Genomic DNA, 26,989 nt, shown 5'->3' on the forward strand with positions numbered 1-26,989 from the left:
GTGAACGGTTGCGCGACCCGAGCCGGCGGCCGCTGATCGTGGTGATCACCGACGGGCGCGCCACCGCCGGACCCGACGCCGTCGGCCGCTCCCACCGGGCCGCCGGGATCCTGGCCGCCCAGGGCGCCGGCTGCATCGTCGTGGACTGCGAGAGTGGCCGGATGCGTTTGGGTTTGGCACGTACCCTGGCCGGATACCTGGGAGCCGAGCATGTGGCGCTGGCCCAGCTCAACGCCGAGGCACTGACCGACATCGTGCACGGTGCAACGCGAGACGGAGCAGCCTGATGCCACAGGGTCAGCCACTGGAGGTCCCCGACGACCGCCTCACCACCCGCCAGCGCCGTAATCGTCCGCTGCTGATGGTGCACACCGGAGACGGCAAGGGTAAGTCGACCGCCGCATTCGGCCTGGCGCTGCGCGGCTGGAATCAGGGCTTCCGGATCGGGGTCTTCCAGTTCGTCAAGTCCGCAAAATGGCGGATCGGCGAGCAGACCGTGCTGGAGCGTCTCGGCGCCCTGCACACCGAGACCGGCGAAGGCGGGCCGGTCGAATGGCACAAGATGGGATCAGGGTGGTCCTGGACCCGCAAACCCGGCAGCGAGGAGGATCACGCCACCGCCGCCGCCGAGGGCTGGATCGAGATCAAGAAACGGCTGGCCGAGCAGACCCACGACCTCTACGTGCTCGACGAGTTCACCTACCCGATCAATTGGGGCTGGGTCGACATCGATGACGTGGTGCAGACACTCGCGGAGCGCCCGGGCCGCCAGCACGTGGTGATCACCGGTCGCCGTGCCGACCCCAAGCTGATCGAGATCGCCGACCTCGTCACCGACATGGGCAAGGTGAAGCACCCGATGGACGCGGGCCAGAAGGGTCAGCGAGGTATCGAATGGTGAGACCGGTGCTGCCCCGATTTGTGGTGGGCGCACCGGCTTCCGGCCACGGGAAGACCACCGTCGCCACCGGCCTGATGGCGGCACTGGCCGCCCGGGGGCTGGCGGTCAGCGGACACAAGGTCGGGCCGGATTACATCGACCCCGGCTACCACGCCATGGCCACCGGCCGGCCCGGCCGCAACCTCGACCCCTTCATGGTGGGCGAACACCGGATCGCACCGCTGCTACTGCACGGCGCCGCAACCGCCGACGTAGCAGTCATCGAAGGTGTCATGGGGTTGTTCGATGGGCGCCTCGGCACCCCCGGCGAATCGTCGACCGCCCATGTCGCCGCGCTCACGTCGTCACCGGTGATCCTGGTCGTAGACATCTCCCACGCTTCGCGGACCCACGCCGCCGTGATCTCGGGTCTGGCCCACTTCGATGCGGGTGTACAGATCGCCGGCGTCATCCTGAACAAGGCCCGCACCGACCGCCACGCCGATGAAGTCCGTAACGCGCTGGCCGGCAGCGGAATTGCGGTGCTCGGTGTCCTGCCGCGGGATGTCGGTGTCGAGATGCCGTCACGTCACCTCGGTTTGGTGCCCGCCGCCGAGCGCGCCGAATCGGCGACCACCTTGAGCCGGCTGCGCGAGGTCATCGAGCAGCATGTCGATCTGGACGCGGTTCTCGAGATCGCCCATCGGGCACCTGCATTGGACGGTGAACCCTGGGATCCCAGCACCGAGGTGTCGGCACCTGCCGGGCGCCGGCCGGTGGTGGCGCTGGCCGGCGGCCGGGCCTTCACGTTTCGGTACGCCGAAACCGAGGAGCTGTTGGCGGCCGCGGGGTGTGAGGTGGTGGAATTCGATCCGCTCACCGACGCGGCACTGCCGGCCGGGACTGCGGCCATCTACCTCGGCGGTGGATTCCCCGAGGTCCACGCCGGAGACCTGGCGGGTAACACGGCGCTGATCGCCGAGCTGCGCAAGGCCATCACGGCCGGGGTGCCCACGGTCGCGGAATGCGCCGGCCTGACGTATCTGTGCCGCACGCTGGAGGACATCCCGGCAGTCGGTGCCGTCGCCGCGACCGCCGCGATGACCCCGCGGCTGACGCTGGGCTATCGGACCGCCACCTCCACCGGCGACTCCCTGCTGGGCAGAGCCGGTGAGCAGGTCACCGGACACGAGTTCCACCGCACCCGGGTCACTCCCCCGTCGCCCGGTCCCGGCGATGGAACAGTCAGTGCCGCATGGGATCTGCCTGCCGGTCCGGAGGGGTATGCGGGGCCGGCCCTGCATGCGTCCTACCTGCACATCCATTGGGCCGGCCACCCACAGCTGGCCCAGCGATTTGCCGACGCCGCGCACGCCTACGCCACCGGCGGGCCGCACCGCGACACCCTGCGCCACCACGGGGACGCCGAGCTCGAAGCGGGTTTGCTGGACTTTGCGGTCAATGTCCATCCCGGTCCCCGTCCGGGCTGGCTCGACGACGCCCTGCACCGGGCAGTCGACGATGCGGGCGCCTACCCGGATATCACCGCGGCCCGAACGGCCCTGGCCGCGCGTCACGCCCGGCCCCGAGAAGAGGTGCTGCCCACCGCCGGTGCGGCCGAGGCGTTTTTCCTTGTCGCCGGACTTCGCCGGTGGCGGCATCCGGTGGTGGTGCACCCCCAGTTCACCGAACCCCAGGTGGCGCTCGAACAAGCCGGATACACCGTCACCACGGTGTGTTGTGATGCCGCCGACGATTTTGCGCTGCACCCCGACGCGGTGCCTGCCGACGCCGATCTTGTGATCGTCGGCAATCCCACCAATCCCACCGGGGTGCTGCACCCATCGCAGGCCATCCGCACGCTGCTGCGACCGGGGCGCGTCGTCCTGGTCGACGAGGCCTTCATGGACGCGGTTCCCGGCGAACCGGAGAGCCTGTCGCAGGATCGCCTGCCCGGTCTGCTGGTGACCCGCAGTCTCACCAAACACTGGTCGATACCCGGGATCCGGGCCGGTTACCTGCTCGGTGACCCCGCATTGATCGCCGAAGCCGCGCACCGCCAGGTGCCCTGGTCGGTGTCGACACCCGCCATCGCCGCCATACTCGCCTGCTCGGATGACCGGGCCCGGGACGAAGGCGACCTCCGCGCCGACGAGCTGCGGACCTGGCGAACCCAGCTCTGTGATGCATTGACACAGCGTGGCATTCGGGTGGTTCCCGGTCCGGCGCCGTTTGTGCTGGCCCAGGTCGGCGCCGGCGCCCACGCCGCCCTGCGGGCCGAAGGGATCGCGGTGCGCCGCGCCGACACCTTCCCCGGCCTCGACGACAGTTGGGTGCGCATCGCGGCCCGCGATGACGTGGTGACCGCCCACCTGGTGACGGCGCTGGATCGAGTGCTCCCGCCGCCGGCGCCGCGCCCAGCTCTGTCCCAATCGACCGCCGATGCCCTACGCTGAAGCACTTGGCCCCCGTAAAAGCCGGTGTGAGTCCGGCGCACTCGCGACACTGTTACGCCCGGAACTCAGCGGCGAAGCCAGAACCCAAGGGCCGGTAGACAATCCGTTGAACAGGGAAACCCGAATCCCTGCAGGAGGACCCATGGCACCCGCCGAACCCACAGCTGTGCATCCCGTCGACCGCCCGGTGGCCCCGCCACCGGCCGATCTTGTCACTGCGGCACGGGCCCGGTTGAGTGGCCTGGCGACGCCACCCGGCGCGTTGGGCCACATGGGTGAGCTGGGCGTGTGGCTGGCCGCCACCCAGGGCCAGGTGCCGCCGCGGCAACTCACCAGCGTGCGGTTGGTCATCTTTGCCGGCGATCACGGCGTCGCCGACCACGGTGTCTCGGCTTTCCCGTCGTCCATCACCGCCGCCACCGTGCGCGCGGCACTGGCCGGCAAGCTGGGCGTCAGCGCTCTGGCCGCAGCGCACGGTGTTGCGGTCCGGGTGCTCGACATCAGCGTCGACGACGATTTTGCAGACCTTCCCGCGGACACCCGGAATGCTCTGCAGGCCTTCAAGATTTGCCGTTCCAGCGGACCGATTCACCTCCAGGACGCGCTGACCGGTCCACAGGTGCATGCGGCGCTGTCCGCCGGTGCCGAGGTGGCGCATCAGGAGATCGCCGCCGGCGCCCAGTTACTGATCAGCGGGGACCTCGGGATCGGCAACACCACACCAGCCGCGGCCATGGTCGCGGCCGGGCTCGGGTTGCCCGCCGCGGAGGTCGTGGGCCGCGGTAGCGGTGTCGACGACAACACGCTGCAACACAAGACCACCGTGATCGAAACCGCACTGGCGCGCGCCGGCGACCGCGCCACCGATCCCGTGGAGACACTGGCCGCGCTCGGCAGCGCCGATCTGGCCGTATCGACGGGATACCTTGCCGCCGCGGCACGTTCCGGTGTTCCAGTGCTGCTCGACGGACTGATGGCCGTCGCGTGTGCGCTCACCGCCGACCGGCTGGCCCCCGGAGCGGCCGCCTGGTTCGCCGCCGGCCACCGCTCCACCGAACCGGCTCAGAGTCTGGCCCTGGACAAGCTCGGCCTGCCACCCGTTCTGGATCTCGGGTTGCGGCTGGGGGAAGGTTCGGGTGCGGTCGCCGCGGTGCCGGTATTGCGGGGCGCGGTGGCGGCACTGAGCGACACCGCGTTGTTGAGTGACCTGATGCCGGGATGAACCCCCTGCTGTGCCGGGCTGCCGGACTGCTCATCGGACACGGCGCCGACCGTCTGTTCGGTGACCCCCGTCGTGGCCACCCGGTCGCAGGATTCGGCAATACCGCTGCCGCACTCGAGAAGTGGATCTACGCCGACAGCCGCGGCCGCGGTGTGGTGTACGAATTCCTGCTGGTCGGGGCGAGTGCCGCCACGGCCATCGCGGTCGGCCGCCGCGTCCTGCATCCCGTTGCGGATGTCCTGTTGACCGCGGTGACCACCTGGGCGGTACTCGGGGGCCGCTCACTCGAACGTGAGGCGCTGGCGGTGCACACCCTGCTGGCCGCCGACGACCTCGACGGGGCCCGCGCCCGCTTGCGCAATCTGGTCGGCCGCGACACCAGCAGCCTGACCCCCGACGAGGTCGCCCGGGCGGTCGTCGAGTCCGTCGCGGAGAACACCAGCGACGCCGTGGTGACCTCGTACTTCTGGGCGGCGGTCGCCGGAGTTCCCGGGCTGGTCTGCCATCGGGCGGCCAACACCCTCGACGCGATGGTCGGCCACCACAGTGCCCGGTACGAGCGATTCGGTTGGGCCGCTGCCCGGTTCGACGATGTGATGGGCTACCCGGGTGCCCGGGCCGCCGGTCTGCTCACCGTGCTCCTCGGACCGGACCCGCGCGGCGCATACACCGCGTGGCGCCGCGATGCCCGAGGCCATCCGAGCCCGAATGCCGGTGTGGTCGAAGCTGCCTTTGCCGGCGCACTGGGAATCCGGCTCGGCGGCACCAACACCTACTACGGAAACCGGCGCGAGGATCGCGCGTTGATGGGCGATGGCCGGACGCCGGTGCCCGCGGACATCCCGCGGACCATCTGGCTCGCGCGCCGGGTCGGTCTCGCAGCAGCATTGACCGCCGCCGGTGTCAGCATCTTGGGCGGGATGGCAAGATCACGGCGAATCCGCTGCCGCTGAACCGGTCACCCTTCCGAGCAGCGGACGTCCGAACCGGACGTGCGGGCGGCCGTTGTCCAGTGCCACCGTCGCCGTGACCCCGTACACGTCGGCGATCACCTCGGGGGTCAGCACGTCGACAGGACGCCCTGCGGTGTGCACTCGCCCGGCCCGCAGCACCACCAGCTCCTCGCAGTACATCGCTGCCAGATTCAGGTCGTGCAACGCCATCAAGGTGGTGGTGTCGGTGGCCGTCACCAACTCCAGCAGCTCCAACTGATGGCGGATGTCGAGGTGATTGGTCGGCTCGTCGAGTAACAGCTCGGTGGGTTCCTGGGCCAGCGCGCGGGCGATCTGCACCCGCTGCCGTTCGCCTCCGGACAGGGTGGAATACCGGCGATCCAGCAGCACGGTGATGCCTGTGGTGGCGGCTACGGATTCGATGACGTCGCGGTCATGCAGGGTCATCGGTGACCACGGCCGCCGGTGCGGCAACCGACCGAGCTCCACCACATCGCGCACCGTCGGCTCCTGGTCGGTGGTGGATTCCTGATCGACGACGGCCAGCCGGCGGGCGACGCGCCGCCTGCTCATCGCCACCACGTCGGTGCCGTCCAGGCGGACCACGCCCGAGGAGGTGCTGCGCAGCCCCGCCAGCAACCGCAACAGCGACGACTTGCCCGATCCGTTCGGGCCGAGCAGCCCGACGGTTCCGCCCGAGGCGACGGTGATGTCCACCCCGTCGACGATCAGTTTGCCGTGGGAATGCCAGGAGATCCGCTCCGCCGACAGACTCATGTCCGGATCCTTCGCCGCAGCAGGATCACCACAAACGCCGGAACGCCGACGATCGCGGTGGCAACACCGACGGGCAGTTCCTGCGGGGCGATCACGACCCGGGCCGCGGTGTCGACCCACACCAGGAAGATCGCACCGAGGATGGTCGCCGTCGGCACCAGGACCCGGTGTCTGGTGCCGACCAGTGCCCGCGCGGCGTGCGGCAGCACCAGTCCGACAAAGCCGATGGCACCGGAGCTGGACACGATCACCGCCGTCACCAAAGCGGTCACCACCAGCAGCAGCACCCGGATACGGCCAACCGCCACCCCCAGTGCCGCCGCGGAATCCTGTCCGAACAGGAACGCATCCAGGGTACCCGCGCACATCCAGCACACCACCACGCCCAGGGCGACCAGAGAACCACAGACCGCGACGTCACGCCACGAGGCCGAACTCAGCGAGCCCAACAACCAGAACAGCACTCCCCTGGTCTGCTCCGCATCCGCCGACCGGAACACGATGAAAGAGGTCAGCGCCGAGAACAACTGGGTGGCCGCCACTCCGGCGAGGATCACCCGGTCGACACCACCACCGGAGGCGAAGGCCAGCAGGAGCACCAGACCAAACGCCACGATGGCGCCGACAAATGCGCCTGCTGTCAAACCGATTGCTCCGGCACCGATTCCGAGAACCACCACCGACACCGCACCGGTCGATGCCCCGGAGGCAACGCCCAGGATGAAGGGATCGGCCAGCGGATTGCGCAGCAGCGACTGCAACATGACGCCGCACAGTGCCAGCCCCGCGCCACAGGCCGCGGCCAGCAGGGCGCGCGGCAGTCGCAGCTCCCAGATGATGCTCTGTTGCAGCAGCGACAGATCCGATACCGGGCCGCCGAATTTCTGGACCACCACGGAAAACGCATCGCGGGGTCCCAGGTCCGACGGACCGATCGTGGTGGCCACCGCGATCGAGATCAACAGCAGGATCAGGGCGGCCGGCCACACCACGGCCGGTGAGCGCACCGCGCTTCTGTGCGCCAAGCCGGTCAGCGGGCCAGGCCGAACTGGTGCAGCCCGGCGGAGACCTTCTCGATCGCGTCGGCCATCCGGATCGACGGGTTGAGTTCGGCTCCGGCCAGCGCGATGTAGCGCTTGTTCTTCACCGCAGTCATTTCGCGGGTGACCGGATTCGATTCCAGGAAGGCGATCTTCGCGTCGGCGTTCTCCGCGGTCTGGCTCTTGCGGGTCAGGTCACCGATGACCAGGACGTCGGGGTTGCGCTGCGCGACGGTCTCCCAGTTGATCTGCGGCCAGTCCGCCGCGGAATCGTCGAACACGTTGGTCAGACCCAGGGTGCGGTTGATGATCCCGGGCCCACCACAGCAACCGGCCATGTACGGCGATTCGGCGTTCGCGAACCAGTACAACACCGAGGTACCCGAGGTGTCGGCACTCGATGCCGCCGAGATGCGGTCCTGCATGTCACTCACCAGTTCCTCGGCCCGGTCCTGGGCGCCGACGAGGGCGCCGAGATCACGGATCTCGGTGTAGATGGCGTCGATCTCCAGTGTCTCGGTGCGTTCACCGTCGGAGTTCCCGGCTTCCTTGGTGCATTCGATGGCCGACATGTACGACGGCACGCCCAATCTCGCCAGATCCTCCGGTGTGGTGACGCCACCGGGGCCGAGCGTGCCCTGCTGCGACGCAGTCACCAGGTCGGGATCCTTGTCCAGCACCGCCTCGAACGACGGGGCCTGCTCGGCGAGCCGTTCCACCCCGGCATTGTCGGCCTCCAATGACGGCAGTATCGGATCCGTCCATCCGGCCGCGCCCACCACCCGGTCGGCGACGCCGAGGGACAACAACACCTCGGTACTGCCCTGGTTGAGCGACACGATGCGCTGCGGAGGCTGCTGCACCGTCACCTCACGGCCGCAGTTCTCGATCGACACGGGGTAGCCCGGCACCGGCTCCGCTGTTTGTTCCTCGACGGGAGTGCTGCACCCGGAGACAACCAGCAAAACGGCGGGCACGATGGACAGCAAAAAGAGCTTCGGTCGCATGGCGATCCTTCACATCAGGGGCCCAACTGCGAGACCCGATGACCTCAACCGCGGTGGATACCGCGTTGCCAGCAGGTATTCGGACTCGGAGGTCATCGACGGCGGGCAGCCATCCCGGGGGTCTGGGTCCCGGCGGCACAGTGGTGATGCGCCTGCTTGTTACGCCCGCCTCGTGACTCCACACCGCTGCGCGTCAGCCCCGGATTCGCACCGGGTTCCCTGCTCCTTGAGGAGACGACTGGCAAGGACACCCTACCCTGCGTGGCTTTCGCGAGTGTCAGGTGAGGCCACGCACCCAGGCCACCGCCTCCTCCACGCTGGACACTGCCGTCACCTCCGCAGGCACGGCAGGGCGGCCGACGATGACCACCGGTAGTCCCAGTTGGTCGGCGGCTTGCATCTTGGGCCAGGTGTATTCGCCGCCGGAGTCCTTGGTGACCAACACATCTGCCCGATGCTCGCGCAGCAGCTCCGTCTCCCCGGCCAAGGCGTACGGTCCGCGATCGTTCTCCAGCCGCCAAGACGGCGGCAGCTCCAGATCCGGATCGTCGACCACCCTGGCCAGCACCGCCAGCTCCCGGAGCGCCGAGATGAAGCGCAAAAGCTGTTGTCGCCCGATGGTGAGCACCGGCCGCTGTCCCAGTTGTGCGGTGGCAGTGGCCGCCTCGTCGTGGGAGTCCACCCAGTGCCAGGACGGCTGCGATCGGTCGGACCAGCCCGGCCGCTGCAGCCGCAGCAGCGGCCACTGCTGCGGCCCGGTGGTGCAGGCGGTGACCGCATGCTGCGACATGGTCTGCGCAAATGGGTGGGTCGCGTCCACCACAGCGTCGTAATCGCCGAGGGCACTACGCAATCCGTCGACACCGCCGAAGCCGCCCACCCGTACCGGGCCCACCGGCAGGCGCGGCCGGGCCACCCGGCCGGCCAACGAACTGGTCACGTCGATGCCGTCCTCCACCAGCTGCTCGGCCAGCGCTCTGGCTTCGGAGGTTCCCCCGAGAAGCAGGACACGAAGACTCATCAGGGCGCTCCAGGGGCGAGAAACGGCAGATTTGTGTTGGTACCGTGGGACATCAGGTCCAGCAGCGCATCGACGTCGACATGCTGTTCGACCAACTCCCCCAACAAGTCCAGTCGCCGCTGCCGGGCCGCGGGAAAGCTCACTCCCGAGGGTTCCAGGCCAAGGGTCGTTTGCAGGAAAGCGGCGCGCAATTTGTCCCCTTCCAGCGATCCGTGCCACATGGTCCCGAAGACCTGTGCGGTTCGGGCACCCCCGAGGAAGTCTTCCACCCCGGCGCCGCGGGTGATCCGGCCGTGATGGATCTCGTAACCGGAGGCCGGCACCCCGAGGCCGCTGCCCTGGGGCAGGCGCAGCACTTTTTCCGCCGCGAACGTCGTCTCGACATCCAGCAATCCCAGCCCGTCGACCTCACCGGGGCGACCTTCGATACCGTCCGGGTCCCGGATCACGTTGCCCAGCATCTGAAAGCCACCGCAGATCCCGAGCAGCGGTTTCCCGGCGGCGACGTGATCGCTCACCGCGCGGTCCAGACCGCGCGATCGCAACCAGGCCAGGTCGGCGATGGTGGCCCGGGTCCCGGGTAGCACCACCAGATCGGCATCACCGAGGGCCCGGGGGTCGGAGACGAACACCACGTCCAGGCCCGGCTCGAGACCGAGGGCGTCGACATCGGTGAAGTTGCTGACCCGGGGTAACCGGATCACGGCCACCCGGCGCGCCCCGGCGCCGGTGGCCCGGCGGCCCTCCAGGTCCAATGCGTCCTCGGAATCCAGCCACAGATCCGGGTGCCACGGCAAGGTGCCGTACACCCGGCGGCCGGTGAGCCGTTCCAGATCCCGCAGCCCCGGCGCCAACAGGCCGAGGTCACCCCGGAACTTGTTGACGATGAATCCCGCCACCAGAGCCTGATCTTCGGGTGAGAGCAGCGCCACCGAGCCGAGGAAGGCCGCAAAAACCCCACCGCGGTCGATGTCGCCGACCACCACCGTCGGCAGGCCGGCGTGTCTGGCCAATCCCATGTTGACGTAATCGCCTGCGCGCAGGTTTATCTCGGCCGGGCTGCCGGCACCCTCAGCGACGACGACGTCGAAGCGCGACGCGAGGTCGTCGAAGGCGGCATGCGCCGCCGCCGCCAGCGCACGCCGGCCATCCAGCCAGTCCGACGAGGACACTTCACCCCACGGCCGGCCCATCAGCACCACGTGGCTGCGCTGATCGCTACCCGGCTTGAGCAGTACCGGATTCATCGCGGCCTCTGGCGTGGCCTGGGCGGCCAACGCCTGAACCCATTGGGCCCGGCCGATTTCCACACCGGTTTCGAGGCCGGTTTCGAGGTCCGTTTCCCCACCGTGGGCACACACCATCGAATTGTTGGACATGTTCTGGGCTTTGTACGGGGCCACCCTGACACCGCGGCGGGCCAGGGCCCGGCACAGCCCCGTGGTGACCACACTCTTGCCTGCGTCACTGGTGGTGCCGGCAACCAGGATTCCCGACATCAGGTCTTCCGCACCAGGAACAGGTCCATCACCCAGCCGGCTTCGGCCTTGGCCGCGGCCCGGGCTTCGACGACGGCGGGGAACACCTCACCGAGCGGCCCACTGACCAGCCGCTCCCCGGGAGCACCCAGATTGGCGCCCCACCACAGCGTCCAGTCCTGCAAGCCCGAGAGATCCAGCCGCTCCGGTGGCGGGTTCAGCATGGCAACGATGTTGTCCTGTCCCGCGGCCACCGCCTCCTGCAGCCGTCTGCCGGTGGTGATGTGCACCGGGCGGCCAACAGTGTGCAGCACGATCCGGTGTCGCGCCGCAAGCAGCTGCGGCGCGCTGATACCGGGCAGCACCTCGACATTCACCGGCACCCCGAGCTCTTGCACCTTCTCTACGATCCGGATGGTCGAGTCGTACAGCGACGGGTCTCCCCAGACCAGGAACGCCGCCGTGCCGCCCCGCTCACGAAGCACCGCGGCGTACTCCGCCGCCCGCGCCGCATGCCAATCAGCCACGGCGCCTTCGTAACCGGAGGTGGTCAGCCCCTCCGAGCGGTCTCGCTCCGGGTCCCGTACCGCAACGATCTCCACCGGGTTGCCGGGGTGGGTGTGTGCGTCCAGGATCTGGCGTCGCAGCGCCAGCAGCCCATCGGCGCTGCCGTCGGCCTTGTCGCCCTTGTCGGCGGCGAGCACATAGTCGACGTCACGCAGCGCCGCGGCAACCTCAGGGGTTACATGCTGGGGCCCCATCCCGACCCCGAGGATGCGGACCGTGATCGGGCCACCGGCGGCAGCGGTCAACGGTCGGCTCCGCCGGCGCGGTCCTCCAGGTCTCCTTCGACCTCGAGGTAGGCCTGTTGCAATGCAGCCATCGTCTCCGGCGACGGTTCGGCCCACAGCCCCCGGTCGGCCGCCTCCTGCAGTCGTTCCACGATGCCGTGCAGCGCCCAGGGGTTGGACTTGTCGAGGAACTCCCGGTTGGTCGGATCCAGCACGTACTCCTGGGCGAGTTTCTCGTACATCCAGTCGTGCACCACCCCGGCGGTGGCATCGAAACCGAAGAGATAGTCGACGGTGGCGGCGAGTTCGAACGCGCCCTTGTAGCCGTGGCGGCGCATCGCCGAGATCCACCTCGGGTTCACCACCCGCGACCGGAACACCCGCGCCGTCTCCTCCGAGAGCGTTCGGGTCCGCACCGCATCCGGTGTCGTCGAATCCCCCACATACGCCTTGGGATCCGAACCGGTCAGCGCTCGCACCGTGGCGATCATGCCGCCGTGATACTGAAAGTAGTCGTCACTGTCGGCGATGTCGTGCTCGCGAGTGTCGATGTTCTTGGCGGCCACCTTGATGCGCGAATAGTTGGTGCGCATGTCATCGGATGCCGGCGCACCGTCGAGACCGCGACCGTAGGCGAAACCGCCCCACGCGGTGTACACCTCGGCCAGATCCTTGTCATCGCGCCAGGTGCCCGCCTCGATCACCTGCAGGATCCCGGCGCCGTATGAGCCGGGCTTGGATCCGAAAACCCTTGTGGTGGCGCGTCGTTGGTCACCGTGTTCGGCCAGGTCAGCGCGCGCGTGGGCCGCGACGAAGTTCTGCTCGTCGGACTCGTCCAGGACCGCCACCATGCCCACAGCGTCATCCAGCATGGCCACCACATGCGGGAAGGCGTCGCGGAAGAAGCCGGAGATCCGCACCGTCACATCGATACGGGGCCTGCCGAGCTCCTCGAGTGACATGATCTCGAGCCGGCTCACCCGGCGCGACGCCTCGTCCCATTCGGGCCGGACACCCAACAACGCCAGGACTTCGGCGACGTCGTCGCCGGAGGTGCGCATGGCGCTGGTGCCCCAGACCGACAGACCGACCGACTCCGGGTAGGCGCCGGTGTCATCGAGATAGCGCTGTACCAGCGATTCCGCCATGGCCTGTCCGGTCTGCCAGGCCAGTCGCGACGGCACTGCCCGCGGGTCGACGGTGTAGAAGTTGCGGCCGGTCGGCAACACGTTCACCAGACCGCGCAGCGGCGAACCGGACGGACCGGGGCGGATGAAACCGCCTGCCAGCGCGTGGATCACAGCGTCGAGTTCACCGGAAGTACCGGCCAGCCGCGGGACCACCTCGGTGGCGGCGAACCGCAGCACCGACTGCACCTCGGGGTCGTCGTGCAGGGTGCCCGCAGCCGCGACATCCCAGCCGGCGGCCTCCATCGCCTCGACCAGCCCGCGAGCCCGTTTCTCGATCTCGTCGACCGCCTGGCTTTCCAGGGTCTCGGCGTTTTCCTTCAAACCGAGAGCCGCCCGCAGTCCGGGTACCGCGTGGTCTTGACCACCCCAGACCTGCGCGGCCCGCAGGATCGCCAGCACCAGGTTGACCCGCGCCTCCCCCTCGGGCGCTGCGCCGAGCACATGCAGGCCGTCGCGGATCTGGGCATCCTTGATCTCGCACAGCCACCCGTCGACGTGCAGCAGGAAGTCGTCGAACTCCTCGTCCTCGGGACGGTCGTCCAGACCGAGGTCGCGGTGCATCTCGGCGGCGCGCATCAGGTTCCAGATCTCGCCGCGGATGGCCGGCAGCTTGGCCGGATCCATCGAGGCAATGTTGCCGTACTCGTCGAGAAGTTGTTCCAGCCGGGCGATGTCGCCGTAGGTCTCGGCCCGGGCCATCGGCGGGATCAGGTGATCGATGATGGTGGCGTGTGCACGCCGCTTGGCCTGTGCGCCCTCGCCGGGGTCGTTGACCAGGAAGGGGTAGATCAGCGGGAGACTGCCGATGGTGGCGTCGGTGGCGCAGTCCGCCGACAGCGCCGCATTCTTGCCGGGCAGCCACTCCATCGAACCGTGCTTACCCAGGTGCACCACCGCATGCGCGCCGAAACCCTGCTCCAGCCAACGGTATGCGGCCAGATAGTGGTGACTGGGCGCCATGTCGGGGTCGTGGTAGATCGCCACCGGGTTCTCGCCGAATCCGCGCGGCGGCTGGATCATCAGCACGATGTTGCCCGCCCGCAACGCGGCCAGCACGATGTCGCCGGCGTCATTGACGAACAGCTTGCCGGGGGCCGGTCCCCACGCCTGTTCCATCTCCCCGCGCAGACCGTCGGGCAGGTCAGCTGTCCAGGCGGCGTACTCCGCGGGGCTGACCGTGACGTGGGCATCGGTGAGTTGTGTTGTGGTGAGCCATTCTTCGTCTTGGCCACCGGCGGCGATCAGGGTGTGGATCAGCCGGTCGCCGGCCTCGTTCTCGTCCTGCATGCCGAGCACCCCGAAGCCGTCTCCGACGTCGTAGCCGTCGGAGGCCAGGCGGTGCAGCAGGCGGACCGTCGAGGCCGGGGTGTCCAGGCCCACGGCATTGCCGATGCGGGAGTGTTTGGTGGGGTACGCCGAAAGCACCAGTGCAAGCTTCTTGTCGCTGTTGGGAATCCGGCGCAGTCGGGCGTGGTTGACGGCGATCCCGGCCACCCGGGTGCAGCGCTCGGGTTCGGCGACGTAGTGCGGCAGACCGTCTTCGTCGATCTCCTTGAACGAGAACGGCACGGTGATGATCCGACCGTCGAACTCCGGGATGGCGATCTGGTTGGCCGAGTCCAGCGGGGTCACGCCGTCGTCGTTGGCCTCCCAGTCCTGCCGCGAGGAGGTCAGGCACAGGCCCTGCAAGACAGGAATATCCAGTGCCGCAATGCGTTCCACGTCCCAGGCGCTGTCGTCACCGCCGGCACCGACATCGGCCGGCTTGGATCCGCCGGCAGCCAGGACACTGACCACCAGCGCATCCAGCGCACCCATGGCGTCGAACAGTGCGTCGGGTGCGCTGCGCAGCGAAGACGCGAAGATCGGCACTCCGACCGCCTCGCCGGTGGCGTCGATCGCGTCGGCGAGGGCGTGGGCGAAGGCGGCGTTACCGCTGATCTCGTGCGCCCGGTAGTACAGCACCCCCACTTTCGGCTTGGTGTCATCGGTCGCACAGCGATCGCGTCGGCCGTATCCCCATTCCGGAATGACGGTGGGCTCGTCGAACCCCTCACCGGTCAGCAGGATGGTGTCGCTGAGGAACGCGTGCAGCTGGCCGAGGTTGCCCGGCCCGCCTTCGGCGAGGTACCGGTGGGCCTGCGCGGCGACCCCGATCGGCACATTCGAGCACTCCATCAGCTCAGCGCTGGGCTGCCGCTCACCGCCGAGCACCACCATCGGCAGGCCGCTGCCCCGCAGGGTGGCCAGCTCGGTCTCGATCTCGGCGGCGGACCCGAGTACCCGCATCACCACCAGGTCGCAACCGGCCAGGAGCGGCCCCAGGTCCTGGCGGGACGGGTTTCCCAACCGGTACGCCGCCCCGCTGGCCCGAGCGGACAGCAGATCGGTGTCCGAGGTGGACAGCAGTGCGATATGACGTGCCTCAGAAGACATGCAGGCTCCTACTCAGGGTTCTCGCCCCGTGTTGTCGGATGCCCCGTGGCCAGTATCTGGCTAGAGGCCACCTCGCCGGGGACGACGCGACCCTCACAGTGGCGGAACCGCCCCGGGTTCTCACCGGGTTCCGACGCCACGAGACTTATCGCCCCAGAGTAGTACACGACCTCCAGCGATCTGCTGCTCGTCGGGGCGCCATCGCCTACACCCCCAACGCACGCCGATAATGAAGGTTCATGCCGTCAGGAGGGCAGAACATGGACCTGCGACTCGTCGACGATGTGCAAGCCCTCGTCGACCAGCTGGCCGATCGGATTCGTCAGTCCGTGGCGGTCGACGACCCCTCAGGCCATCTCCTGGCGGTGAGTCGTCACTTCGGCGATGCCGATCCCTACCGCATGCGCCTGATGCTGGACCGCCGGATCCCGGCGGGACACCGCGAGTACTTTGCCGGCTTCACCCGCGACGCGGGCGACGAACCCATCCGGGTCCCGGCCAATGCGCGGCTGTCCGTCGCCGCCCGGGTGTGTTTCCCCATCAAGCACGACGGTGACATCGTCGCCTTCCTGTGGGTGATGGAGCTGCAGCACCCGATTCCCGAGGACGTCGTCCGGCGGTACTGCGCCCGCCTGGCCAACCTGCTCATCTCCCGGCGACAGCTTCCGAGCGCTGAACCCAATACCGACATCAACGCGCTGGCACAGCGACTACTTGCAGGGCAGAAAGCAGAATCACCACCCAAGGACTTCAGCTCCGGCCCATCGGAGTTTGTCGTCGTGGCCCACTACAACTCCACCACCGACTCAGCCACCGGGGACTCCGGATCCGCCGACGTGGAGCGCATCATCCGGAGTGCGGCACGCAACGCCGCCGACGTCGGCATCTCCTTGGCCTGCACCACCCGACGCGAGGGTTGCACCGTGGCCGCCTATCAGATCGCAGGCGAGGTCAACGCCGACCGTCACGAGGCAGCAGCCTGGCTTGTCGACGAAGTGAGACGACTCGCCGGACCGGCCGAACTGGGTGCGGGTTTCGGCGTCAGTCCCCCCAAGGCCCTGCGCACCCTGCGGCGCAACTTCGCCAGGGCCGCCTTGAGCGCCTTCATCGGAGCCCACCTGTACCGGAATCAGGCCGTCCTGTCGTGGGGTCAGGTCCGTCCGGTGTCCGCTGGGCTCCTCGCTCCCCACGACGGCGGAGAAACCTGTTCGACCGCACTGCAAGCGGCATTTCTCGATGCGGACGGCTTCGCCTTCGACACCGTCGGCGCCGTGCTCGGGTCGGGTCGTGGTGTCAACGCCGCAGAGCTCCTCCACGTCCACCGAACGACGTTGCACTACCGGCTCGCACAGATCACCGAGGCCTCCGGCCTCGATCTCGCCGTTCCGGCTGACCGTTTCCTGGTCTTCACCACCTGGTTGCGCGTCGCGCTCATGCGCTCACCCATCGGAGCGCTGGTCGTCGACAGTGGGCTGAACTAGGCGCCGTGAACCGCCACCGCGGATGACCTCCGCTGTGTGCAACCGATGTCGCAATCGGGCGCCCGCAGTTCCGACACCAGCGGCATGACTGCCCGGTGTGACCTACCCAATACTTGCTCGAGACCCGAGAGCCGGGCGAGATTTCACAAGTGAACCGGCGGTCGCGGCGCGGCCGCCATCGGGAGGAGTCGGGATGGCTACATCCCACGCTGCAGACGACGTCACCAGCCGAGATCCGAGGTCGATGGACAACGCAAAGTGGAACGGCTTGCACACCCTGGCGGCCTTCTGCACACTCGGCGGGACGGCACTGGACGGATACATCCTCGGTGTTGTGGGCGGCGCCATCGGTGCGGCCACCGACGAGATGCACTTCACGCCGTTGAGTCAGGGGCTCATCGGGGCCAGCGCGCTGATCGGCATCTTCATCGGCGGCATGTTCCTGGGTAGAGCGGCCGACCGGTGGGGCCGGCGGGTGGTGTTCCGGTGGAACCTCATCGCCTTCATCGTGCTGTCGGTCCTGCAGTTCTTCGCCGTCAGCACCTGGGATTTGACGGCCTACCGTGTACTGCTCGGCATCGCGATCGGCGTGGAGTATGCCGTCGGCGCGGCCCTGCTTTCGGAGTTCGTTCCGGCGCGCTACCGCGGCGCCCTTCTGGCGACACTGCAGACCTCCTGGTTCGTCGGCTTCGTCGGCGCCAATTTTGTGGCCCTGGCGTGGGCCGACGACAACTGGCGGCTGGTCCTGGCCAGCGGCGCCGTCCCCGCCGTCATCGTGGCGATCGCACGCAGCTGGCTCCCGGAGTCGCCGCGCTGGCTGCAGACCCAGGGCCGCGACGCCGAGGCGCAGGCGATCGTCGACCGTCATTTCCCGGCAGGCACCACGCTGCCCGAGGTCGGTCAGGTCGAGGACAGCGGCGGCTTCATGGAGTTGTTCAACAGGGAACACCGCCGAAAAACCGCCTATGCCGGCATCTTCTGGGCATGTCAGGTCGGTCCCCTGTTCGCGATCTTCACCTTCATCACCCCGGTGCTCGACGACCTCGGGCTGCCATCGGGATTCGCCCGTGACTTCATCATGAACATGCTGCAGTTCGCCGGCGCCCTCGTCTTCATCTGGGTGCTGGCCGCCTCGAAGCGACGCGGACTGGCCATCTGGACCTTCGGCGTCGTACTGGCCTCACTGCTGCTGCTCGGTATCTTCCCGAACGCTCCCCTGGGCCTGCTGGCCGTTGTCATCGGCATCTACCTGTTCGTCGCCTCCGGCGCGTCGAACCTGCAGTTCGTCTATCCCTCCGAGATGTTCCCCACCCGATTGCGGACGTCAGGGGTCGGCTTCGCGGCGTCCATGAGTCGCGTCGGCGCCGCCATCGCGACGTACCTGCTCCCGGTGCTGATCGCCACCATCGGGGTCAACGCGTCACTGCTCGCGCTCGCCATCTTCCCGCTGATCGGGTTCCTGGCCTCCATCTTCCTGGCACCCGAGACCAGCAAGTCGGCCATCCACTGATCCGCTGCAACACCCACCCTCACGAACACGACACGAAAGGACATCCAGTGACCGGGATCGTCAAGGGCAGAGACCTGCTCTACCTCTCCAAGGCCGATGTCATCGGCCTGAACATCTCGCGCGACACCATCCTGGACAAGGTGCGCCAGGCCCTCGTCGAGCACGGCAACAAGCGCTACGAGATGCCTGCCAAGATCGGCGTCCATCCCTACGAGGACGTCTTCTTCCACGCCATGCCGGCGTTCTTGCCGGAGATGAACCTGGTGGGCGCCAAGTGGATCGAGTGTTACCCGCGCAACCCCCGAGAGTTCGACCTGCCCCAGACCACCGGACTGCTGTGCATCAACGATGTGGACACCGGTGTGCCCGTGGCCATGATGGACTGCAGCTGGCTCACCGCCGTGCGCACCCCCGCGGTCACGGTGCTGATGGCGCAGAACCTCCATCCGGACGCCACCCGCTTCGGCATGTTCGGCGCCGGGGTGCAGGGACGCGAACATGTGCTGTTCGCCGCACATCAGCTCACCAAGCTCGAGGAGATCGTCGTCTTCGACAAGTTCCCGGAGGTGGCACACAAGCTGGTCGCCGATCTGCAGGGACAGATCGACACACCCATTCGGGTGGGTGAATCCGTCGAGCAGATCGTCAAGGAGTGCGAGGTGCTCAGCTCGGCCACCGTCGTGGTTCGGGAACCGCAGGCGGTCGCCAAGGACGAGTGGGTGTCCCAGGGACAGACCATCATTCCGTGCGACCTCAACACCTTCTGGGATCCCGCGATCTCGCAGCGCGCCGACGCCTACATCACCGACTCGATCGAGGAGCACGACCTGTTCGTCGACATGGGTTACTACCCAGGCGGAAGCCCGACGATCACCGCGGAAACCGGTGAGGTGCTCGCCGGTTTGAAACCGGGCCGCACGTCGGCCGATCAGCTGATCGTCAACAGCAACATCGGGATGGCCGTGTGCGACATGGCGGTCGCCTCGGCGATTCACGAAGCGGCGTTGGCCGCCGGGGTCGGTGTGATCCTGCCCCTGTAGACACCGCCGGCCACACAAAGGTCCGGTGCGGACACTGCCGCACCGGACCTTTGTTGTGACACATCGCGTTTGAGCTAGATCCGCACGCTGATCGTCGGTATCGAACAGGTCGCGCAGCCGGCTCGTGCAGTGCAGCGCAGGTCCGGATGCATCAGCTTCCCGACCTCGACGGTGGTCTGCACGAGCTCGTCGAACGGCAGCACCGCTTCGAATCCGGCCAGCACGGCGATCGCCGCGGACTGAGCGTGCGCCACCCCTGCAACATTTCGTGCGTGACAAGGAATCTCGACGACACCCTCGACCGGATCGCACACCAGGCCCATGGTGTTCATCAAGCACAGGCTGGCCGCTTGGAACACCTGGCGCGAGTTTCCCCCCATCGCATACGTCAGTCCTCCCGCCGCCATGGCCGCCGAAGCACCGGTTTCGACCGAGCAGCCGCCGGTTTCGGCCGCGAAACTCCCGCGAACGGCGAATACTCCGCCCACCAGTGCCATCACCTGAAGACAATCGGTGAGTTCGTCGTCACCGGCTCCGGTTTCGGCCAACGCGAACAAGATCCCGGGCACGATCCCGGCACTGCCCGCCGTCGGTGCAGCCACCACCACCCCGCGGTTGCTGTCCTCTTCCATCACCGCCAACGCCCCCGCGATCGCTTCCTTGAGGAAGCCGCCGCCGATGGCCGTGGGCAGCGTGAACGCACGGACGCGGGCCGCCGAGGCCGACAAGAACCTCAAGTCGTCCTTGCGTGCTTGGCCGGACAGTCCCCGCGCGACACTGTCGAGCATGATCCGGCGGCGTTCCCCGAAAGCCTCTCGGGTGCGTTTCGGTGTCAGGCCGAGTCGGGTGCCTTCGATGTCGAGCGCTGCCACCGCCAGGTCCACGGTTTCATCCTCGGAGAAGACAGTGCTGGATTCCAGCAGCACGGTCGTGGAGGCGATACAGAACTGTGCCGGCGCCGCCGTCCGGACACGGGTCACCGCACCCAGTTGCGCCAGCTCCGACAGCTGCCGACCCGACGGTTCGGCAGCGAAACCCCACTGCGCCAGTGACGCGCTTTTGTGTTGCGCGGCAGGCCAATCAAATCCCGCCTGCGCCATGTGACGCTCCGTGGCCGCGATATCACCGTCGACGATCACCACGTACTCGGTACCCCGGACCTCGATCTCGGCATCACCCAGTCGGTCGATGACGAACATGCCGCCGCCGGTGGAGATCGCACCGAACACCTCGGTGCGTGTCCGCCCGTCGAGAGCCTGGAGGTGCACGTCGATCTGGACGCGGTTGGGATGGTCATTGGGGATCAGGCGCGCCGTCTGGAACTGCAGTCCGAACGGGTCACCTGCCTCGAGCCTGCCGAGCGCACCCCGGAACGCATCATCGGTGATCGACAACCCGAGGAAACCCGCGGCAAACCCTTCATCGGTGCTCTGCTGGGCATAGGTCGGGGCGAAGGAGCCCGACGGGTCGAAGGTGACGTCGATGGAGCGGATGGCACCGGCGGCCGCCGTCAATTGCCGGATGGTGGCGGCGATCTGGAACGGTCCGGCGGTATGCGAACTCGACGGCCCGCGCATCACCGGTCCGATCACCGAGTTCAGCAAGCTGATGCTCTGCATCTGGGGAGACCTCCTCTGCCGATGGCCGCGTGCTGAGCGTCGGCCAACCCTCGACGGTAGGTTCCCGAGCAGACGCCGGTCCTCCGTCGAGTGACGGGGATTTGGCCGATCGCGTACGACGGATGTTGCATCATCGGCGCGGAGATGCCGCTGCTCAACGCCGGCGCAACCCCAGCCGGAAGTTCGTGGGCATGAGCGTGAGACGTTCGGCGATCTGCAACTCGTAGTCCGGGTCGGCGAGCAGGTCGTAACGCCGGATCAGGGTGGCGAGCACCAATACCGCTTCGTGTAACGCGAATTGCCTTCCGATACAGGACCGTTCACCAGTTCCGAACGGTTTGTACAGGTGCGGCGGCCGCGACCGCAGATATGCCGGCGCGAAGCGATCCGGGTCGAACTCGTCGACCGGTGCCAGCCCCGGGGCGGCCCAGCGCGGATCCCGGTGCAGCGCCGCCGTCAACACCAGCGCCCATTCGCCCTGGCGCATCACGTAGGAACCCGCCAGCGTGGTGTCCTCGCGTGCGGATCGGTAGTACCCGGGGACGGTCGGCTGCAGCCGCAATGATTCGTCGAGTATCCGGCGGACGTACCGCAGCTTCGCGACCTGCTCGAACTGCGGGACGCCGGCACCCCACACCCGGTCCACCTCGACACGAGCGCGGGTCAGTATCTCCGGGTGGGTCGACAGATGGTACAACGCGAAGGACAGTGCACCCGAAGTGGTTTCATGTCCTGCGACCAGGAAGTTGATCAATTGGAAGCGGATGTTGGCCTCGTCGAGACCAGGCCGGCCGTCTGCGCCGGGTGCAAGCATGATCTCCAGCAGGTCCTGGTGTCCACCCAGGCCTTCGGCCCGCCGGGCGGCGACGCTCTCATCGGCGATCCGGTGCATCTCGGCGGCGTGCCGCATGACCGTGCGCTCGTAACGATCGCCGACGGAGGCGGGCAGGAACGTTGCCCGGAAGAATCCGAGCCGGTCCGAGCCGCCCAAGGCGGCCACCATGTGGTCGACAAACGGGTGGGGTTCGGTGTCATCGAACGCGCCGAACGAATATCCCGCCGTAGCGCGGGCGATGGTCTCCAGCGTCACCCTGGTGGTGTCGGCGGACACGTCGACCGTCCGGCCCGACGCAGCGTGAGCGTCCCAGACATCCGTCAGGTCAGCGGCGGCGTCGAGCATCGTCGCGTGATAGCGCCGCATCGCGGCCTGCGAGAACGCCGGCATCAGCAAGGTGTGCGCCGAGCGCCAATTGGGCTCGTTGTTGTGGGCGGTGAACAGACCGTCCCCACCCAGGACCCGGAGCGCCACCATGTCGGGTCCGAGGTGTTTGCAGAATCGGGTCTCGTCGTTGAGTTCGGTGACGATCTCGGTGCCCGCGGCCACGACGTAGCGGGCGCCCAAGAAGGTGAGTTCGAACAGCGGCCCCAGCCGGGCAGCAAGATCGGTCATCGATTGTGTCGGGTTGTCGCCACCGGAACTCAGGATGTCGCCGAGGATGGGAACCCGGCGTGGCGGATGCGGAATTCGGCGGTCCTGGATGGGACGACCACTGGTGACACCATCCACCGTCACCGTCATCAGGCCGGCCTTCCGCCACTGTTGTACATGTGTCAGATAATATCGGAGCATGTCCGAACTGTCCGGCGCGAAACCGGCGCGCAGGCGACTGTCGCCCGACGATCGACGCTCCGAGCTGCTGACCCTGGGGGCCAAGGTCTTCGGAGAGCGGCCTTACGACGAGGTCCGCATCGACGAGATCGCCGAACGCGCGGGTGTCTCGCGAGCCCTGATGTACCACTACTTTCCGGACAAGCGGGCATTTTTTGCCGAGGTGGTGCGCGCCGAGGGTGAGCGCCTGTTCGCCGCCACCAACACCCCGGCCACAACGGGACAGACCCTGTTCGAGCGCGTGCGCATCGGGGTGCTGGCCTACCTCGACTACAACGAACAGCACCCGCACGGATCCTGGGCCGCCTACCTGGGCCCCGGCCGCACCGATCCTGTGCTGGTGGGCATCGACGACGCCGACAACATCCGGCAGATGCAGCGCATCATGGACGAGCTGAGCTCCATCACCGGGCAGCTCGATCCGGCAGTGGAACGCGTGGTGCAAGTGACCGTCTACGGCTGGCTGGCGTTCACCCTGGAGATGTGCCGCCAGCGGGTCATCGACCGGTCCCTGGATGCCGGTCAGCTCGCCGATACCTGCGCCCACACCCTGCTCGACGCCGTGGAACGGCTGCCTGGGATTCCCGCCGTCCTGGTGGAGGCGATCAGCGCGCGCTGACGCGCCGGCTGATTTGTCGGAGCAGGTTGGCACCATGGGAACATGGCCCGCGACACCAACCCGATGGCCCGGTTCAGCCCGCTGACCCGGGAATGGTTCGCGGGCACCTTCGTCGGGCCCACCCCAGCGCAGGCGCAGGCCTGGAAAGCCATCGCCGACGGGGACAACACGCTGGTCGTGGCCCCCACCGGCTCCGGAAAGACGTTGGCGGCGTTCCTGTGGGCGATCGACCGTCTCGCCGGACCGGTCGACCTGGACCAGAAACCCGGCACCCGAGTGCTGTACGTCTCACCGCTGAAGGCGCTGGCCGTCGATGTCGAACGCAACCTGCGAACCCCCCTGACCGGAATCGGGCGGGTCGCCGAGCGCACCGGTACCTCACCACCGCGGATCAGCGTGGGAGTGCGCTCCGGGGACACCCCGGCCGCCAAACGCCGTGAACTGATCACCACCCCGCCGGACATCCTGATCACCACCCCCGAATCGTTGTTCCTGATGCTGACCTCGGCGGCACGCGAGACGCTGGCGACCGTGCAAACCGTGATCGTCGACGAGGTGCATGCGGTGGCGGCCACCAAACGTGGTGCACATCTGGCGCTGTCGTTGGAACGCCTCGATGCGATGTTGGCCGCGCCCGCGCAACGCATCGGACTGTCGGCGACCGTCCGCCCCGCCGAAGAGGTGGCGAGGTTCCTCTCCGGGACCAATCCACGACGGGGACCCACCACCATCGTGGCCCCGCCGGCGGCCAAGACCTTCGAATTGACCGTGCAGGTGCCGGTCCCGGATATGGCCAACCTGGAGAACAACAGCATCTGGCCGGCCGTCGAAGAGCGCATCGTCGACCTCATCGAAGCGCATCGGTCGTCGATCGTGTTCACCAACAGCCGACGGCTGGCTGAGCGATTGACCGCCCGCCTCAACGAGATCCACGCCGAACGCACCGGTGTCGAGCTTTCGGCCGTACGCAATCCCGACGTGGCAGGCGGTCCGCCGGCTCACATCATGGCCAGTGGGCAGAGCCTGGGTGCGCAACCCCTCCTGGCCCGCGCCCACCACGGGTCGGTCAGCAAGGAGACCCGTGCCGACGTCGAGGATGCGCTCAAGAGTGGCCGCCTGCGGGCCGTGGTGGCGACCTCCAGCCTGGAGCTCGGGATCGACATGGGGGCCGTCGACCTGGTGATTCAGGTGGAGGCGCCACCGTCGGTGGCCAGCGGACTCCAGCGGGTGGGCCGGGCCGGCCACCAAGTCGGCGAGGTGTCGGAGGGGGTGCTGTTCCCCAAACACCGCACGGACCTGATCAGCTGCGCGGTATCGGTGCAGCGCATGCTCGGCGGCCAGATCGAGACCATGCACGTCCCGGCCAATCCGCTCGACGTGTTGGCGCAGCACACCGTGGCCGCCTGCGCACTGGAGCCGCTGGACGCCGACGCGTGGTTCGACACCGTACGGCAGAGCGCACCGTTTGCGACCTTGCCGCGCAGCGCTTTCGAAGCGACCCTGGACCTGCTCTCGGGCAAGTATCCATCCACTGACTTCGCCGAATTGCGGCCCCGCGTCGTCTACGACCGTGACACCGGCACCGTCACCGCCCGGCCCGGCGCGCAACGGCTGGCAGTGACCTCCGGCGGCGCCATCCCGGACCGGGGGTTGTTCACAGTGTTCCTGGCTTCGAGTGCGGACTCCGAGAAACCTTCCCGGGTAGGCGAACTCGATGAGGAGATGGTCTACGAATCCCGCCCCGGCGACGTCATCTCCCTGGGTGCCACCAGTTGGCGGATCACCGAGATCACCCATGACCGGGTGCTGGTCATCCCGGCCCCCGGTCAACCGGCACGGCTACCGTTCTGGCGTGGCGACTCGGTGGGCCGGCCCGCCGAGCTGGGTGCCGCAGTCGGCGCATTCACCGGCGAGCTGGCCCGGCTCGGCCGGCCAGAGTTCGAGGAACGTTGCCGCGGTATCGGTTTCGACGAGTTCGCCACCGACAACCTGTGGCGGCTACTGGAGGAGCAGCGCGAGTCCACCGGTGTCGTCCCCACCGACACCACCCTGGTGGTGGAGCGCTTCCGCGACGAGCTGGGCGACTGGCGGGTGGTGCTGCACTCCCCCTATGGCCTGCGGGTACACGGTCCGCTGGCACTGGCGATCGGTAAACGACTCTACGAGCGGTTCGGTATCGACGAGAAACCCACCGCATCCGACGACGGCATCATCCTGCGACTACCCGACACCGACGAAAGCGCGCCCGGCGCAGAGCTTTTTGTCTTCGACGCCGACGAGATCGAACCGCTGGTGACGGCCGAGGTCGGCGGTTCGGCGTTGTTCGCCTCCAGGTTCCGGGAATGTGCCGCACGCGCCCTGCTGTTGCCGCGGCGGCATCCGGGCAAACGGTCGCCGCTGTGGCATCAACGGCAGCGTGCCGCCCAACTGCTGGACGTGGCCCGCAAGTATCCGGACTTCCCGATCGTGCTCGAGGCGGTGCGGGAATGCCTCCAGGACGTCTACGACGTACCAATGCTCACCGACCTCATGACCCGAGTGGCGCAGCGTCGCATCAAGCTTGTCGAAGTCGAGACCGCAACGCCGTCGCCGTTTGCGGCATCGCTGCTGTTCGGCTACGTCGGCGCGTTCATGTACGAGGGTGACAGCCCCTTGGCGGAGCGGCGCGCGGCCGCGCTGTCACTGGACTCCACCCTGCTCTCCGAGCTGCTGGGCCGGGTCGAGCTGCGCGAGCTGCTGGACCCGGACGTGATCTCCTCGACCGGTCGGCAGCTGCAGCATCTCACACCCGAGCGGGCGGCCCGCGACGCCGAGGGGCTGGCCGACCTGCTGCGACTACTGGGTCCGCTCACCGAAGAGGAAGCGGTGCAGCGCAGCTCCGCCGACGACGTCGGCGGCTGGCTGCACGGTCTCCTCGACGCCAAACGGGTGCTGCGGGTGTCCTTCGCCGAGCGCCAGTGGTGGGTGTCCATCGAGGACATCGGCCGTCTCCGTGATGGGGTCGGTGTCGCCGTGCCGGTCGGGGTCCCGGCCACGTTCACCGAATCCGTCGCCGATCCGCTGGGTGAGCTGATCAGCCGGTATGCCCGTACCCGGGGCCCGTTCACCACCGCCGAGGCAGCCGGCCGCTTCGGTCTGGGACTTCGGGTGGCCGCGGATGTGCTGGGCCGCATGGCCGCCGACGGCAAGCTGGTCCGCGGCGAGTTCACCGACTCCGCCACCGCCGGCGGCGAACAGTGGTGTGACTCCGAGGTGCTGCGGATCCTGCGGCGGCGTTCCCTGGCGGCGCTGCGGGCCCAGGTGGAGCCGGTCAGCACCGCGGCCTATGCCCGATTCCTGCCGCAGTGGCAGCAGCTCGAGTCGACCGCCGCCTCCGGCATCGACGCAGTGGCCTCGGTGATCGAACAGCTCTCCGGCGTCCCGGTGCCGGCATCGGCCGTCGAACCGCTGATTCTCGGCCAGCGGGTCCGGGGCTACACCCCGGCGATGCTCGATGAACTGCTGGCCTCCGGTGAGGTGCTGTGGTCGGGCGCCGGGGCACTCGCCGGCGGGGACGGCTGGGTGGTGTTCCATACCGCCGACACCGCACCGCTGACCCTGCGGACACCCGAAGAGATCGAATTCACCGACGTCCACCGAGCATTGCTGGACATTCTCGGACGGCCCGGCGCAGCGCACGGCGCCTTCTTCTTCCGGCAGCTTGCCGTTGACGGCGCCACCACCGAAACCCTCAAAGAGGCCCTGTGGCAACTCATCTGGAATGGGTGGATCACCGGGGACACCTTCGCGCCGGTACGGGC

Annotated in this window: 19 protein-coding genes and 2 riboswitches; of the genes, 10 read left to right on the forward strand and 9 right to left on the reverse strand. The window is 68.0% G+C overall.

Annotated elements, in window-relative coordinates; translation table 11 throughout:
- The 5 genes from WBB07_RS22040 to WBB07_RS22060 form a co-directional block, all read left to right on the forward strand.
- Positions 1-287, forward strand: a 287-nt coding sequence (locus tag WBB07_RS22040; RefSeq protein ID WP_526310539.1) for a vWA domain-containing protein, incomplete at its 5' end; no start/stop codon positions are given.
- Complete coding sequence (gene cobO, locus WBB07_RS22045; protein ID WP_526310541.1) at positions 287-901, forward strand: cob(I)yrinic acid a,c-diamide adenosyltransferase; 615 nt, start codon at positions 287-289, stop codon at positions 899-901. The genes WBB07_RS22040 and cobO, both read left to right, overlap by 1 nt.
- On the forward strand, positions 895-3,336 hold the full coding sequence (cobBC, locus tag WBB07_RS22050; protein ID WP_526310543.1) for a bifunctional hydrogenobyrinic acid a,c-diamide synthase/histidinol phosphate aminotransferase CobBC: 2,442 nt from the start codon (positions 895-897) through the stop codon (positions 3,334-3,336). The genes cobO and cobBC overlap by 7 nt, the downstream gene beginning before the upstream one ends.
- Before the next feature lie 142 nt (positions 3,337-3,478).
- Positions 3,479-4,558, forward strand: coding sequence for a nicotinate-nucleotide--dimethylbenzimidazole phosphoribosyltransferase (cobT, locus tag WBB07_RS22055; RefSeq protein ID WP_526310545.1), 1,080 nt, complete (start codon positions 3,479-3,481; stop codon positions 4,556-4,558).
- Positions 4,555-5,511 (forward strand): cobalamin biosynthesis protein, encoded by a 957-nt coding sequence (locus WBB07_RS22060; RefSeq protein WP_526310547.1) that lies wholly within the window; start codon positions 4,555-4,557, stop codon positions 5,509-5,511. The genes cobT and WBB07_RS22060 overlap by 4 nt, the downstream gene beginning before the upstream one ends.
- On the opposite strand, the gene WBB07_RS22065 is transcribed toward WBB07_RS22060, so the two are convergent.
- The 7 genes from WBB07_RS22065 to cobN form a co-directional block, all read right to left on the reverse strand.
- Positions 5,488-6,288, reverse strand: a complete 801-nt coding sequence (locus WBB07_RS22065; RefSeq protein ID WP_526310549.1) for an ABC transporter ATP-binding protein — start codon at positions 6,286-6,288, stop codon at positions 5,488-5,490. The two genes, WBB07_RS22060 and WBB07_RS22065, sit on opposite strands and share 24 nt — an antisense overlap.
- Complete coding sequence (locus tag WBB07_RS22070; RefSeq protein WP_526310551.1) at positions 6,285-7,295, reverse strand: FecCD family ABC transporter permease; 1,011 nt, start codon at positions 7,293-7,295, stop codon at positions 6,285-6,287. The genes WBB07_RS22065 and WBB07_RS22070 overlap by 4 nt, the downstream gene beginning before the upstream one ends.
- A 23-nt stretch (positions 7,296-7,318) precedes the next feature.
- Entirely contained in the window at positions 7,319-8,335 is a 1,017-nt protein-coding gene (locus tag WBB07_RS22075) for an ABC transporter substrate-binding protein (RefSeq protein WP_526310553.1), read from the reverse strand.
- Between the two features lie 53 nt (positions 8,336-8,388).
- Positions 8,389-8,593: riboswitch (cobalamin riboswitch) on the reverse strand.
- Positions 8,594-8,612: 19 nt separating this feature from the next.
- Positions 8,613-9,356 carry a cobalt-precorrin-6A reductase gene (locus WBB07_RS22080; RefSeq protein WP_526310555.1) on the reverse strand — a complete coding sequence of 248 codons (744 nt, stop codon included), beginning with the start codon at positions 9,354-9,356 and terminating at the stop codon, positions 8,613-8,615.
- Positions 9,356-10,855 (reverse strand): cobyric acid synthase, encoded by a 1,500-nt coding sequence (locus WBB07_RS22085; RefSeq protein ID WP_526310557.1) that lies wholly within the window; start codon positions 10,853-10,855, stop codon positions 9,356-9,358. The genes WBB07_RS22080 and WBB07_RS22085 overlap by 1 nt, the downstream gene beginning before the upstream one ends.
- Positions 10,855-11,646, reverse strand: a complete 792-nt coding sequence (cobF, locus tag WBB07_RS22090; protein ID WP_526310558.1) for a precorrin-6A synthase (deacetylating) — start codon at positions 11,644-11,646, stop codon at positions 10,855-10,857. Before cobF ends, WBB07_RS22085 begins: the two co-directional genes overlap by 1 nt.
- A complete protein-coding gene (cobN, locus tag WBB07_RS22095) occupies positions 11,643-15,251 on the reverse strand; it encodes a cobaltochelatase subunit CobN (protein ID WP_526310560.1) in 3,609 nt (1,202 codons plus the stop codon). Before cobN ends, cobF begins: the two co-directional genes overlap by 4 nt.
- A 30-nt stretch (positions 15,252-15,281) precedes the next feature.
- Positions 15,282-15,440: riboswitch (cobalamin riboswitch) on the reverse strand.
- Between the two features lie 71 nt (positions 15,441-15,511).
- Between cobN and WBB07_RS22100 the strand changes: the two genes are divergently transcribed.
- The 3 genes from WBB07_RS22100 (at position 15,512) to WBB07_RS22110 (ending at position 19,282) form a co-directional block, all read left to right on the forward strand.
- The gene (locus WBB07_RS22100; protein WP_526310562.1) at positions 15,512-16,732 is read left to right on the forward strand and encodes a helix-turn-helix domain-containing protein; all 1,221 of its coding nucleotides are present in this window, start codon (positions 15,512-15,514) and stop codon (positions 16,730-16,732) included.
- A 193-nt stretch (positions 16,733-16,925) separates the two neighbouring features.
- The gene (locus WBB07_RS22105) at positions 16,926-18,242 is read left to right on the forward strand and encodes an MFS transporter (protein WP_526310564.1); all 1,317 of its coding nucleotides are present in this window, start codon (positions 16,926-16,928) and stop codon (positions 18,240-18,242) included.
- Positions 18,243-18,289: 47 nt separating this feature from the next.
- Positions 18,290-19,282 (forward strand): ornithine cyclodeaminase family protein, encoded by a 993-nt coding sequence (locus WBB07_RS22110; RefSeq protein ID WP_526310566.1) that lies wholly within the window; start codon positions 18,290-18,292, stop codon positions 19,280-19,282.
- A gap of 74 nt (positions 19,283-19,356) precedes the next feature.
- Here the strand turns inward: WBB07_RS22110 and WBB07_RS22115 are convergent, their stop codons facing one another.
- Complete coding sequence (locus tag WBB07_RS22115) at positions 19,357-20,901, reverse strand: L-serine ammonia-lyase, iron-sulfur-dependent, subunit alpha (protein ID WP_526310568.1); 1,545 nt, start codon at positions 20,899-20,901, stop codon at positions 19,357-19,359.
- A 154-nt stretch (positions 20,902-21,055) separates the two neighbouring features.
- Positions 21,056-22,480, reverse strand: coding sequence for a cytochrome P450 (locus tag WBB07_RS22120; protein ID WP_526310574.1), 1,425 nt, complete (start codon positions 22,478-22,480; stop codon positions 21,056-21,058).
- 49 nt (positions 22,481-22,529) lie between these two features.
- On the opposite strand from WBB07_RS22120, the gene WBB07_RS22125 reads away from it, so the two are divergent.
- Both WBB07_RS22125 and WBB07_RS22130 read left to right on the forward strand, forming a co-directional pair.
- A complete protein-coding gene (locus tag WBB07_RS22125) occupies positions 22,530-23,189 on the forward strand; it encodes a TetR/AcrR family transcriptional regulator (protein ID WP_526310570.1) in 660 nt (219 codons plus the stop codon).
- Between the two features lie 42 nt (positions 23,190-23,231).
- Positions 23,232-26,989 (forward strand): ATP-dependent helicase (locus WBB07_RS22130; RefSeq protein WP_526310572.1); only part of this gene is annotated, 3,758 nt, incomplete at its 3' end.

Origin of the sequence: Mycobacterium sp. (assembly GCF_049647605.1) — a bacterium.
In the GTDB taxonomy this organism is placed as follows: Bacteria; Actinomycetota; Actinomycetes; order Mycobacteriales; family Mycobacteriaceae; genus Mycobacterium.